The sequence below is a fragment of the Cucumibacter marinus DSM 18995 genome, assembly GCF_000429865.1.
Classification (GTDB): Bacteria; Pseudomonadota; Alphaproteobacteria; order Rhizobiales; family Devosiaceae; genus Cucumibacter; species Cucumibacter marinus.
On sequence record NZ_AUCR01000009.1, the window covers coordinates 160,787 to 173,984 of the forward strand.

Annotated in this window: 9 protein-coding genes; 2 read left to right on the plus strand and 7 right to left on the minus strand. The window is 63.1% G+C overall.

The window, feature by feature from the left end; all coding sequences use genetic code 11:
- Positions 1–140 precede the first annotated feature (140 nt).
- Genes G489_RS22220 through cysG form a run of 4 tightly spaced genes read right to left on the minus strand, consistent with a single transcriptional unit; the run spans position 141 to position 4,797 of the window.
- On the minus strand, positions 141–1,424 hold the full coding sequence (locus tag G489_RS22220) for a phosphoadenylyl-sulfate reductase (protein WP_081691441.1): 1,284 nt from the start codon (positions 1,422–1,424) through the stop codon (positions 141–143).
- Positions 1,411–3,069, minus strand: coding sequence for a nitrite/sulfite reductase (locus G489_RS0106855; RefSeq protein ID WP_029040916.1), 1,659 nt, complete (start codon positions 3,067–3,069; stop codon positions 1,411–1,413). The genes G489_RS22220 and G489_RS0106855 overlap by 14 nt, the downstream gene beginning before the upstream one ends.
- Positions 3,056–3,379: a DUF2849 domain-containing protein gene (locus G489_RS19450; RefSeq protein ID WP_051332386.1), complete on the minus strand. Its 324-nt coding sequence runs from the start codon at positions 3,377–3,379 to the stop codon at positions 3,056–3,058. The genes G489_RS0106855 and G489_RS19450 overlap by 14 nt, the downstream gene beginning before the upstream one ends.
- 5 nt (positions 3,380–3,384) lie before the next feature.
- The gene (cysG, locus tag G489_RS0106865; RefSeq protein WP_029040917.1) at positions 3,385–4,797 is read right to left on the minus strand and encodes a siroheme synthase CysG; all 1,413 of its coding nucleotides are present in this window, start codon (positions 4,795–4,797) and stop codon (positions 3,385–3,387) included.
- 276 nt (positions 4,798–5,073) lie between these two features.
- On the opposite strand from cysG, the gene G489_RS0106870 reads away from it, so the two are divergent.
- The gene (locus G489_RS0106870) at positions 5,074–5,511 is read left to right on the plus strand and encodes a hypothetical protein (RefSeq protein ID WP_029040918.1); all 438 of its coding nucleotides are present in this window, start codon (positions 5,074–5,076) and stop codon (positions 5,509–5,511) included.
- Positions 5,512–5,613: 102 nt separating this feature from the next.
- Here the strand turns inward: G489_RS0106870 and G489_RS0106875 are convergent, their stop codons facing one another.
- Together G489_RS0106875 and G489_RS0106880 are read right to left on the minus strand one after the other, a co-directional pair.
- Positions 5,614–5,934, minus strand: coding sequence for a 2Fe-2S iron-sulfur cluster-binding protein (locus G489_RS0106875; RefSeq protein WP_029040919.1), 321 nt, complete (start codon positions 5,932–5,934; stop codon positions 5,614–5,616).
- A gap of 179 nt (positions 5,935–6,113) precedes the next feature.
- Positions 6,114–6,500, minus strand: coding sequence for an Hpt domain-containing protein (locus tag G489_RS0106880; RefSeq protein WP_051332387.1), 387 nt, complete (start codon positions 6,498–6,500; stop codon positions 6,114–6,116).
- Between the two features lie 342 nt (positions 6,501–6,842).
- Between G489_RS0106880 and G489_RS0106885 the strand changes: the two genes are divergently transcribed.
- Entirely contained in the window at positions 6,843–11,765 is a 4,923-nt protein-coding gene (locus tag G489_RS0106885) for an apolipoprotein A-IV repeat region-like domain-containing protein (RefSeq protein WP_029040921.1), read from the plus strand.
- Between the two features lie 135 nt (positions 11,766–11,900).
- On the opposite strand, the gene G489_RS0106890 is transcribed toward G489_RS0106885, so the two are convergent.
- Positions 11,901–13,166 carry an MFS transporter gene (locus G489_RS0106890; protein ID WP_155889332.1) on the minus strand — a complete coding sequence of 422 codons (1,266 nt, stop codon included), beginning with the start codon at positions 13,164–13,166 and terminating at the stop codon, positions 11,901–11,903.
- Positions 13,167–13,198 lie beyond the last annotated feature (32 nt).

The following is a 13,198-nucleotide window of genomic DNA, read 5'->3' on the forward strand; positions in this document are numbered from 1 at the left end:
ATCGTTCATCACCAATCCTCAACCGGCACCCGCAGGGCCGCCTTCACCCTTCGCGAGACCACATTCCCAAAGTCGTCCCGAAATATCTCAAAATCGGCGCGCCCGCACCAGGCGGACCGCCTGCTCAGCCTGTTCCGGCCTTACTGGTCGGCCCGGCGCAGGAACGGCCGGGTTCCCACGGGCGCCTCGCCGCGGCTGCCGACCGGCTGCAGGTACACCGAGACTTCTGCTAGCGCATCATTCTCGAGCGCCTTTTTGGTCGCTTCATTCGTAACTGTCAAAGCATCGAAGCCACACCGGCGCAGAAACGGCACCTGATCGGTCAGAATGTCGCCCGTCGCCCGCAATTCACCGGTGAAGCCGTAGCGCTCGCGCAACAGCCGGGCATAGGAATAGCCGCGCCCGTCCGTGAACTTCGGGAACGCCACTGCAATAGAGGCAAAGCGGTCGAAATCCTCGGCAATCGCCTCGAAATCGTCGCCGGGTTCGATCAGCAGCCCGATCGGATGATCGGCAGCGATAAAGGCATCCCGGTTCTCCTGCCAGATGGCCAGGGGAACGTGAACATAGGCGGAGGTCTCCGGTGCATCGCCTTCGCCCCACACGTGGAACGGGTCGGCGATGAAACGCCCGGATTTGAACAGGGTGCGGTTTTCCAATTTGGCAGCCGGTGACGCGATTTGTCCGTTAAAGTCGAAGTGAATACCGCATTCGGCCTTGTTGAGCCCGCGCCAGCGGCCAGCCCGGGGATCTTCCCCTTCCCTGGTCGCCGAAGTGCAGGGTGCGCAGCCGATTGAGCGGTAGCCGTGCTGAACGAGCGGGTGCTCGGGCAGATCGTGCTCGGCCTTGTAAGCCTTCACATCCTCATAGGTCCAGTAGGCAAGCGGGTTGACCTTGATGCGCACATCCGAGGTCAGCTCGAAATGCGGCAGCACCCCGCGCTCCTGGGTCTGATGACGCCGGCGACCCGTGATCCAGCCCGCATATTGATCCAAAGCGCCCTTGAGCGGCTCGGTCTTCCGAATATGGCAGCAGCTATCGGGATCCGTGTCCCACAACGTGCCATGGGGATCGAACCGCTTGAGGTCCGCCGCATCCGGTTCCAGGAACCGGATATTGGTCAGCCCGAAGCGCTGCTTGATGGTCTCGACATACTCCAGCGTCTCGGCGAAATGCTTGCCGGTCTCGAGGAACAGCACTTCCTTGTGCGGGTCGACTTGCGCGATGTGGTGCAAGAGCACCGCGGAATCCGCCCCGAATGACGAGACGACCGCAAGCGGTTCGCCCGGCAGCAGCTCTTCAAGAGCATAGCGGATGACCCCGAGCGTATCGCGCTCGTCGAACATGCCGTTGAGCGCAACGATTTCCAGATCGCTGGCGCGCGGGGCCTTGGCCTCGGCGAGGTTTGAACTAGCGAGTGCCATAAAGCGCCTCCTTGAACGGGGCTTCCCCGAGACGGCGGAACGCGGCGATGAAGGTCTCATCGGCGCTTTCGCGCTTCTCGATATAGAGGTCGACAAGCTTCTCGATGGCGTCGGGCACGTCATCCCCGGCGATACCCGCGCCAAGGATCGAGCCAACCGCCGCATCTTCGGAAGCATCGCCCCCAACGGTGATCTGGTAGTTCTCGACGCCTTTCCGGTCGAGACCGAGAATACCGATATGGCCGACATGGTGATGCCCGCAGGCATTGATGCAGCCGGAAATCTTGATCTTGAGATCGCCGATCTGTTCCTGGCGCTCCGGCGCAGAGAACTTCTGTGAAATCGACTTCGCGATCGGGATCGAGCGGGCTGTCGCCAGCGCGCAATAGTCGAGCCCGGGGCACGAGATGATGTCGGTGATCAGCCCGGTATTGCCTTCGGCGAGGTCGATATCGACCAGCCCCTCATAGACCGCGCGCAGATCGTCGAGCGCGACATGCGGCAGCACCAGGTTCTGCTCGTGGCTGACGCGGAGCTCGTCGAACGAGTATTTCTCCGCCAGGTCGGCAATCGCCTCCATCTGGATGTCGGTCGCATCGCCCGGCGTACCGCCGATCGGTTTCATCGACACGGTGACCGAAACATAGCCATCGCGGAAATGCGGATGGGTATTGCGCTCGATGAACCGGGCGAAGGCAGGATCGGTGATCTTCAGCTTCGGCAGGTCGATGGTCTTCTGCTCGACCTCCTTGAACGCCGGCGCGGCGAAATAGGCCGTGATCCGGTCAAGCTCTTCCTGCGGCAGCTTGAGGATGCCGTCCTTCATGGCGGCGAACTCTTCCTCGACCTGATCGCGGATCGTGTCGATGCCGGCCTCATGCACCAGGATCTTGATGCGGGCCTTGTATTTATTGTCGCGTCGGCCATAGCGATTGTAGACGCGCAGGATCGCCTCGAGATAGGCGAGCAGATGCTCGTGATCGACGAAATCGCGGATTTGCTTGGCGACCATCGGGGTGCGCCCGAGCCCGCCCCCAACATAGACCGTCCAGCCGATCTCGCCATTGGGTCCGGTCTTCGCCATCAGCCCGATATCGTGGAACTTGACCGCCGCACGGTCCTGCGGCGCGCCTGTGATCGCGATCTTGAACTTGCGCGGCAAAAAGGTGAATTCGGGGTGCAGGGACGACCACTGCCGGATGATCTCGGCAATCGGGCGCGGATCGATGATCTCGTCCGCCGCCGCACCGGCAAACTGGTCGGTCGTCACATTGCGGATGCAGTTCCCCGAGGTCTGGATGGCATGCATCTCGACATCGGCCAACTCGGCCAGGATCTTGGGCACGTCGTTGAGCCGTGGCCAGTTGAACTGGATGTTCTGCCGGGTTGTGAAGTGGCCATAGCCCCGGTCATATTTGCGGGCGATTTCCGCCAGGCGCCGCAATTGCTTCGAGCTCAGCGTCCCGTAAGGCACCGCCACGCGCAGCATATACGCATGAAGCTGCAAATAGAGACCGTTCATCAGCCGCAAGGGCCGGAACTGGTCTTCATTCAGTTCGCCCGAAATGCGGCGGCGGACCTGATCCGCGAACTGCTCGGTGCGCTGGCGGACAAAGGCCGCGTCGAATTCGTCATAGCGATACATTGCTGTCCTCCCCCTTGGCATGCGGGGTATCGAGGGTCTGCGGAGTGTGGCGCGGCGAGGTCGGCCCTTCGGCGCGGATCTTTTCGCGAAGGCGGGTCGGCACGACCCGGCCATCGATGATTTCGGCTTTCTCGATCTCGACGCTCAGATACCGGCCGGACGCATTGGCGGCCTCGACGGCAGCATCGCGCGCGGCCTTGTCCTCCGGGCCGAAGGTCTGAGCCTTCGACACCTCTTCAAGCCACTTGCCATCAACAGTCAGATAGACTGTAGCGCCCGAAAGCAGTTCGTTTGCAGTGATGATGTCCATAGTCTTTATGCCACCAGTTCCTTGGCTGCGTCTCTAGCTGCCCGGTCGATAAGGGCTTCGGCTTGCTGCCAGTCGCCTTCGGCCACCGCCGCACCGATGAGAATGAGCGCGGGGCCCTCGGCGAAAGCCTTGTGGCCTCCCGTCAAATCTCCGAGTTCGCCGTAATAAGTTTTGCGGTCGGCCCGGCCCGCATTGACGACGATCCCGACCGGCAGCGCGGGCGACAGCCCCTCCCCGATCAGCGCCGAGGCCGTGCGGCCGGCGACCGACTTGCTCATGTAAATGCCCAGCGTGACACCCGAATGCGCCAGTGCTGCCCAATGGGCGAGTTCATCATCATTGGCGCCATGAGCCGTCGCGAACACGAAGCCGCTCGAGACCTTGCGAAGCGTCACCGGCGTGGCGGTGTCGGCGGCAGCGGCCAGGGCCGCGGTCACGCCCGGTACGATCGAATAGCCGATCCCGGCCTTGCGCAGCGCCGCGACTTCCTCGCCCGCGCGTCCGAAAACCATCGGGTCGCCGGATTTGAGCCTGACGACGCGCTTGCCTTCCCGGGCAAGCCTGATGAGGAGATCGTTGATCCGCTTCTGGGTGAAGGAGTGGGCACCCTTGGCCTTGCCCACGGCTATGCGCTCAGCATCCCGACGACCCATCTGCACAACCTCGTCGGAAACGAGATGGTCGTGCACAATCACATCCGCGCCCTGCAGCACACGCTGAGCGCGTAGGGTCAGAAGATCTTCGGCGCCCGGACCGGCACCAACAAGCCAGACAGAACCCGCAGTGGCATCCTGCGCCTCAAGCAGCGCTTCGGCAGCGCTTTCGGCTTCGGCATCGTCGCCGGCCTCAAGCGCATGTTCGATCCGCCCGGAAGTCAGAAGTGCCTCGAAATAGTGCCTGCGGTCGTCTCCGCCCGGTAGCGCGGCCATCACCCGGTCGCGCATCCGCCCGGCAAGGCCCGCCAGCGCGCCGAGGTGAAGCGGGAGGAGCGCTTCGATGCGGGCGCGGATCAGGCGGGCCAGAACAGGCGCATCCCCTTCCGAGGAGATGGCCACCGAAATCGGGGCACGGTCGACAATGGCCGGTGTGAAGAAATCGCACTCTTCGGGCGTGTCGACGACATTCACCGGAATGCCGTGGGCACGCGCGCGCTCGGCAGCATAGGCATTGTCGGGGCCGGCATCGGCGATGAAGACAAGCGCAGTGTCAACGAGGTCGCGTTCGGCAAAACGGCGTTCGGCCAATTCGACATCGAGGCCGGAGAAATCTGCGGTAATCTGCGGCGCGACCACACGCACCCGCGCTTCGGTCTTCACCGCAAGCCGGGCCTTGGCCAGCGCCTCGACGCCGCCACCGATGATCAAGATCTGCTTGCCCCGCACCTTGTAGGAGACGGGGAAAATGCCGAGCCGGGCCACGGCACACCTCCATATCGCGATTGGCCCGGAAAATAAGGCTGTGCGGGCGACCTAACAAGGCATTGAAATTGAATAGTTTTACTATTTCACACCGTGGCCCGCCGCTAGAATGAGGAGCGGCCCACCGGGCGAAACTGCGCAAAAACCAACCACGGATCGGCCCTCACGCAAAACGCCGCTTGCCCTGATGGACCGGTTGACAGCTCGGGGCCCTGTCGTGACCTTTGACGCGCGGGGATCGCGGAAAAATCTACTCCAAGGGACGCTTTTCACGAAATGAACCGAGAATTCACACTGACAGCGGTCGCCACGCTGGCGATGGGGCTTTCTGCCCTGCCCGCGCTCGCCGAGGATTTCCCGCGTCAGAGCCTGATGCCCGAACTGGATGGAAAGGCCTCGTCTTTCGTCGGGAACTGGCAGATGGCCTTCCCGGAATCCGACCCCTATTTCAAGGGCCGTGTGATCTATGGCTGCGAGGACCCCATGACCATCACCACCGATGGCGATCTGGTCGTGCATGGCTTTCCCGACGGCCCGGACGCGATCTTTGCGGTCTCGGTGCGGGACGGCCACACCATCCTCGACCTGGCGACCGAGAAGGTCCCGCCCTGGGAGATCGTGTGGGTGGACGAGAACACGGCTAATTTCCACACCGTCGGTGTGGACGGCACGACGGACTGGAAAGTGCCGTTCGTCTATTCGAGATGCGATTGAGAGGGCAACCACCGGGCTGTCGCGGACATGATCCGCGATCTTGGGCAACCTGGTCCCGGCTCAAGGCCGGGGCGGCCCGGAGTTTCTTCGAGACTGGCCCGGCTAGCCCTGCTTTTCAGGGACGTGCACGACCAGCCCGTCCAGATCGTCGCGCACTTTGATCTGGCAGGACAGCCGCGAGGTCGGCCTGACGTCATAGGCGAAATCGAGCATGTCCTCTTCCATTGCCGAGGGCTCGCCGGTCGCATCCGTCCAGGCATCATCGACATAGACATGGCACGTCGCACAGGTGCACGCGCCCCCGCATTCCGCGACAATGCCGGGCACGTCGTTGCGGATCGCATTCTCCATCACGGTCGAGCCATTCTCGGCCTCGACTTCATGAGTGGTGCCATTCGCTTCGATATAGGTGATCTTGGGCATGGTCAGGGACGCTCGCGGAAAGAAACAGGTGCGCATAACAGGCGGCGCGGCCTTATAGCCCCCGCTTTCGAGACCGTGCAAGCCCGCCCGTCCCGAAATGACACGCTGCGCGCAATTGCCCCGATTTCCGCAGGTAAGGTTAAGCGAATGCTCCCGCCCCGGGGGGAGCCGCAAATGGCCTATTCGGCCAGGATATCGGCGATGTAGGCGTTGGCTTCGGCGATCGCCGTTTCGAGGTCGCCAAGCAATTCGGGGCTCACCCCGCCATGCCGCGCGATCTCGCGTTCGCCGGTCTGGGCCAGCTTGCCGATAGCCTCGGCGCCGACCCCGAAGGCCGATCCCTTGAGGGTGTGCATTTCCACAGCCAGCGCCGCGCGATCATGGGTATTGCGAATGCGCTCAACATATTGACGCATTTGCCGGTCAAACAGTTTCAGGATCTCGCATTCAAGTCCCCGGTCGCCCATGGTCTGGCGCGCGAGGTGAACCAGATCAATGGGTCGCTCGCGGTGGGATTTGACCGGTCCGAAGGGTTCAATGTTGGATACGGGATTCGCCTGTCCCATCGTCGGCTCCATGCTGTGCGCGCCACCGCGCCTCACCTTTAACGATACTGTTCACAGATGAATGGTGGCTTAAGGCAGGAACGCCCGATGGATCAAACTCTGGTGGCATTTGAGTGATTGCGTTAACGATTTCTTAAAGATGGTCTCGGTTGCACCGAGAATTCGTGTAATAGTACATGATACCAACGCGCGGCGGCGTGGGCATGGGGTGGTTAACAGACTGAGTTAACAACTGTTTTCCCTCCAAGAGGACGCTCCCCGATCACCTCTGGTGTTAAGAGGTTGGAAGGGCCCACACGATACCGCTCGTACGGGAAGTGCGGACTAAGGAATGTAAAGAGTATGGCCAATAAATCGAATGACCCGGCGGCACTGGCGTTTTCCGCGGTCGAGAGCGCCCTGCAAAAAGGCGGCGCGAACGCGGGCAACCAGCAGGAACAGGCCAAACCCTCACGCCCTGAGCCGTCCGGCGACCGGCGCCGCTCCGCCGAGAAAATCGCCAGTCGTGCGGCCAATGTTGCCAATGACGACCGCTATTTCGGCTCCTCGATCCTGTATTCGCTGCAGAACAAGCCTTCATCGGCGCCGTTCTGGTTTGCGGTGATCGCCTCGGTTCTGTGGATCGCCGGCGTCGGCACCATCGGCTATTTCAACTTCGGCGACAGCTTCTCCGAGCCCGAACAGCTCCGCGCCTTCGTCCAGAGCCCCGAATTCTCGGGCTTCTTCGCTGTTCTTGCCCTTCCCGTCCTCGGCTTCTTCGCCCTCGGCTTCCTGATGCGCCGCGCGCAGGACCTGCGCCTTGCGGCCAACTCGATGACCCAGGCAGCGCTGCGCCTTTCGGAGCCCGAAACCGCAGCCACCCAGCAGATCACCACCGTGGCCCAGGCCGTGCGCCGCGAAGTGAACGCCATTGGCGACGGTCTCGAACGCGCCCTCTCGCGCGCTTCCGAGATCGAGGTGATGGTCCATAACGAAGTGAACTCCCTCGAGCGCTCCTATTCGGACAATGAAGCGCGCATGCGCGCCCTGATTGACGAATTGTCGGGCCAGCGCGAGGCGCTGATCACCAATGCCGAACGGGTTCGCGAAGCGATTTCCGGCGCCAAGGGTACCTTTACCGCTGAACTGGAAGGCGCTGGCGAAGCCCTGCGCCTGCAAATCGATTCCCTATCCGGCGAACTCGCCGTCCGCCTTGGCGACAAGGGCACCGAGGTCACCGAGACCCTTCAGGAAATGGGCTCGCTGGTTGAAAACATCCTCGATGACAAGACCACGGCCTTTGCCAGGACCATTGAAGGCCGGCGTTCGGATCTGTTGACCGCACTCGACGAGACGACCGACCGCTTCTCTGCTGCCATCGAAGACCGCACCAACGCCCTGGCCGATGCGCTTGACGGTCGTTCCGGTCAGTTCATCGACGCGATCGATCAGCGCTCCACGCAGCTTGACGGCGCCCTGGCCAGCCGCACGGCCGAGTTCTCGACGCTTCTGGAAAACCGCTCGGGCGAACTCAGCGAAGCCATCGACAGCCGCACCAGCGAACTCTCCCGCGTGCTCAACGAAGGCTCGACCGCCTTCACTATCGAGCTTGAGCAGAAATCGGCCATGCTGGCCAATATCCTGCGCGCGTCAGGTGAATCGATCCTCGTCGACCTGTCGCTGCGCAGCGACGAGATCGCCGAGCGCCTGTCCAATGTCGGCCAGCGTCTCTCCGGCGATATCGTCGAGAAGGCAAACGCGGCCAACAACACGCTGACCGATATCGGCGACCGGTTCGACGAAGCCTTCGCCATTCAGTCCAACAATCTCGAAAGCCGCATCCAGACCGCACTGATCGAGATGGCCTCCACCATGGAGGAGAACACTGATCAGGCGCGTGCCGCATTCCTCAAGGCCGGCCAGGACGGCATGACCTATCTCGACGGCCGTGTGACCGAGATCACCGGCTCGCTCGAGGCGCACATCAAGTCGATGGACGAGGTTGTCGGCGACAAGGGCGGAGCCCTGATCTCCACCCTCTCCCGCCAGCAGCAGGTGCTGACCGAGAACGCCAACCTGCTTGAAACCGCGCTCAACGAGAAGGCCTCGCACCTCAACGAGGTGATGACCACGCATACCCGCGAATTCGCGGACGCGTTCACCCGCTCCTCGGAACACTTCTCCGAGAAGGTGGAACTGAGCCTGACCAACATCACCGAGACCATGGACAGCCGCACCACCCAGGTGTCTGCGCTGATCGAGCAGAAGGTGGCCGAGGTCAACGAAAGCCTGGGCCGTGGCGTCGACGAGGCCGTCCTGCGCATCTCCGGCGCCGAAGAAGGCATGGTCGCCAAGGTCACCGGGGCCACCCAGTCGATCGAAACCAGCGTCCAGTCGCTGTCTTCGACCGTGGATTCGGCCATGGAGCGCTCGACCGAGTTGCTCTCGCGTTCGAGCCAGGAAATGTCGAGCCGCGTCGACCAGCACCTCGATACCATCGAGACCCGTCTCGATGGCTCGGTGCATCGCATGACCGACATGGTGGACAGCCGCCTGGGTACCCTGCCCGAGGCGATCACATCGCGTGTCGAAATCTCCGCTGAACGCCTCAACGCGCTGCACGAGACCATCAACACCACCATCTCCGCCTCGATGATCGACCTCGAATCCGGTGCCGAGCGCATCGAATCGACACTCAACGAGCGCGTCGGCGGTTTGGCCATGCGCCTGTCGACCGATGTCGAGGATGCCGCGTCGCGCATGGACGGCATTGTCCGCCAGGCCATGACCCAGCTCGGCGCTGCCACCGCGAATATCGAGTCTCTGGTCGGCGAGAAGGCCGTCGAGACCGCCGAGGACCTGTCGAAGCGCGCCGAGCAGCTGCACAGCCTGCTGTCGGGCCAGGTCGACCTGTTCACCACCCTGGTGGACGAGAAGACCGCAACGATCAATCAGACCATCGATTATCAGACCGCCAATCTCGACCAGCTTATGGGCTCCAAGCTCTCCGCACTGCGTGAATCGCTGGGCGAACAGAGCGAGACGCTGATCGATCTGATCGATTCCAAGGCGAACGCCATCACCGGCGCCCTCAACTCCAATTCGGATTCCTTCGGTCGCCTGATCGACCAGAAGTCGGCCCTGCTCTCGACGGCCCTGTCTACCCAGGCCGACACCTTCCGCGAGAAGGTGGACGAGCGGGCTGTAGCGCTTCACAACGCCCTGTCCGAACGGGTTGGCGAGTTCGAGACCACCTTCGACGAGCGCACACGCACCCTCAGCGACCTGGTCAGCACCTCTTCGGAAACCTTCCGTTCGCTGGTCGACCAGAAATCCGCGGCGCTCAACGCAGCCCTCGCCCATCGCACCGAGGAATTCGAAACGCTCGTGGAAGCCCGGACCGGCACCCTCTCCGAAGCCCTGTCGAGCCGCACGGAAGAGTTCGAAAGCCTCATCGAGGCCCGCACCGGCACCCTTGCGGAAAAGCTGGCCACCAGCACCATCGCCTTCGAGGAACTGGTCGCCCAGCGCACCGCAGCCCTCGACGAAGTGGTCTCCGGTCGCACCGAGGAATTCCGCACGCTGGTCGATCAGCGCGCGGCCGCCCTCAACGACGCCGTGGCCTCGAATTCCGAGAACTTCCAGGCCCTGGTCTCCGAAAAGTCCAAGGCCCTGGCCGAAGCCCTCGAATCCCACGCTGCTGCCTACCAGCTCATGATCGAGGAAAAGGGCTCCGAGCTCGAAAACAATCTCAAGAGCCATGGCAATGTGTTGCGCGCGGCCCTCGAACTCAATGCGTCCGAGGCCGAAGGCATCATGTCTGCTTCCACCGAGCGGATCGCTTCGGAAGTGGCCGCGGTTCTCGAACGGCTCAACGCCTCCAACCAGAGCCTGCAGCAGATCCTCGATACGTCCACCGAGAGCCTGGCGCAGCTTGAAGAGTCGGTTGGCCAGCACACCACCAACTACGCCGAAACCATTCGCGACGCTGTCATCGACACCCGCGAAGCCGGCCAGTTGATGAACAACCACGTCGATGCCCTGCGCGGCACGATCTCCGGCCTGCTGGAAGAAATCGAATCCATCAAGTCGAACCTCACCGAGCACACTGCCGGTTTCTCGACTGCCGCCCGAGACCTCACCGAGGCCGGCACGGTTACCGTCGAGACCCTGGAAGGCGGCCGCGCAGCCATGGATGCCATGGTGGCCGGTTTCTCTACCCGCGCCGACGAGATCGATCAGCGCCTGCGGGCCTTTGCCGAATCCCTGTCGGGAACGGTCGAGGAAACCGAGGCCCGCATCTCCAGCGCCCGCGAGGCGATGGAAGCCGCGGTCCGCGACAGCTCGAACCAGCTCGCCGACAATCTGCGCTCGGTCGCCGAAACCGCCAGTGGCGAGGGCCAGCGCACCGGGGAAGCCCTGCGCTCGACCCAGCAGGCGCTCATCGCCGAGTTGCAGGAAGCCATCGCCGAGGCGAGCGCGAAGTTTGCCGAGACGGCGGAAGCCATGCGCGGCACCGCAAGCGAGGTCGGAAAGGAACTGGCCAACACCCGTGCCGAACTGCAGCGCGGCGTGATGGAACTGCCCGAGGAAACCAAGGCGAGCGCCGCCGCCATGCGCCGGGTCGTTGCCGAACAGATCGAAGCGCTGAACGAGCTCAATGCCATCGTCAAGGCGCAGCCGATCTCGCGTGACGTCTCGACGGCCAGCAAGCCCGCGCCGCGCCCGGCCCCTGCTCCGGCACCCGAGCCAAAACCGGCCCCGGCACCCGCACAGGCCTCTGCTCCGGCTCCCGAGCTGGCAAAGCCCGAACCCGCCAAGCCCGCTGCTGCCAAGCCGGCTGCACCGCTGAGCCGCCCGGCCGCACCGGCGCAGGCGTCCACAAGCGGTGGCGACGAGGGCTGGCTGCGCGATCTGCTGCGGAACGCCACTGCAAACGAGCAGAACGCCAATGGCCTGCCGAGCCTGATGACAGACATCGTCAATGCCATCGACGACGGCGCGCTGGCTGAAGCATGGCAGCGGTTCCGCCGCGGCGAGGCCAATGCCTTCACCCGCCGGCTTTACACGCTGTCCGGTCAGGGCACCTTTGACGAAATCCGCAAGAAGATCCGCCGTGAGCCGGAATTCTCGCAGGCCGCAAAGGCCTACATGGCGGACTTCGAAAAGCAGCTCAAGGAAGCTTCCCAGGGACCCGGCGGCATCGCCGATTCCCAGAAGGTTCTGATCTCCGAGCGCGGCAAGGTCTACACCATGCTGGCCCATTCGAGCGGCCGGCTCGACTAGAGCTTCACGAGTGGGCGGCACCGCACGGCCGCCCCTCGATCCTGCTGATGCAGGCTCTCATCCCCGCCTCTCATCGAGGCGGGGTTTTTCTTTGAGAGTGTGCCGTGAGCTGCGGCAGGACCCGCAAGGGTCCCCTTAGCCGTCGAGTTCCTGGCGCGGGCTCATCATCCTGAGCGAGATCATCATGCACACCGCTGCGGCCAGCGCGGTCACCCCGGCCATCCAATAGGCATCGGAGCCGATGCGCGCGACAAGGAAGCCGAAACCGGTGAGCGCCAGCACCATCGCAATCTGACGGATGGTGACATAGAAACTCTGGGACTGGGCGGCGATATCCTCGCTGGTCCAGTTGGCAATGAAATTGACCATGCCGAGATAACCGAGCCCGAACGAGGCCATGTGCAGCGCCTGCAGCGGAATGTACCACCAGATATCCGGCTGGAGCGCGAAACCCACCCAGCGGACCGCGGCTAACAGGCACGCCGCCAGTAGCAGATGGCGCGCAGAAAAGCGCCGTGCGAACCGGTGGAAGTAGAGCATGATGATGATTTCGCAGGCCGGCGCGACGGCCCAGAGCGGACCGATCAGCCCCTCGGGAATGCCGGCGCGCTTCCACAATAGCGAACCGAAGCCCATCTGCGCCATGTGGCTCGCCTGCAGAAGCGCCCCGCCCACCAGAGGCAGGAAGTACCATGGCCGCCAGGCCTGTGACAGCTTGGTGGCAACAAGCGGATGCGGCGGCCGGCTTTCGGCGGTAACAACCGAGGAAGGCTGAGACGGCAGCGAAGACCGGGTGGAAGGCGTCGAAAAACCCTTGGGCGGCTCTTCACCGGCCTGCCGGAAGCGCGGCAATTGCAGCGCGGCCAGGATCAGCACGACATTGACCGCCACAATGATCGGCACAAAGGCACCCGCGCCGAGCCAGCCGAGCACAAGCCCGGAAACCACAGTCACCACGGTGAACCCCACCGTGCCCCAGACCCGCATCATGCCGAAGTTCACATTGTGCCGGCGCGCCAGATACATTGCGGCGGCATCGACGACCGGCGCGATGGCCTGGATCGGCACGATTAGCAAGGTCCACACGATCAGGATTTGCCAATAGCCATCCACGAAAAACAGCAGCAACGGAAACACTGCGGCCAGCAGCGCCCCGGCGATGATCACCTGGCGCCAGTCGCTGGCCTTGTCGGCAATGCGCCCGACCACGAGATTGAGCATGATCATCACAAAGATCGGCGCGGCGCTGATCGTGCCGATCTGCGTTTCGGCGATGCCTTGCTCGTTCAGCCAGATCGGCAGAAACGGGTTAGCCACCGCCGCCGTGTTGAACAGGGTGGCGTAAAAGATCGATGTTCGGGCTTCAGGCGAAAGCGCCCGTCCCGGCATGGCCGTAGTCAAAGGAAGTTCTCCCGGACGGGACGTGAGTCAGA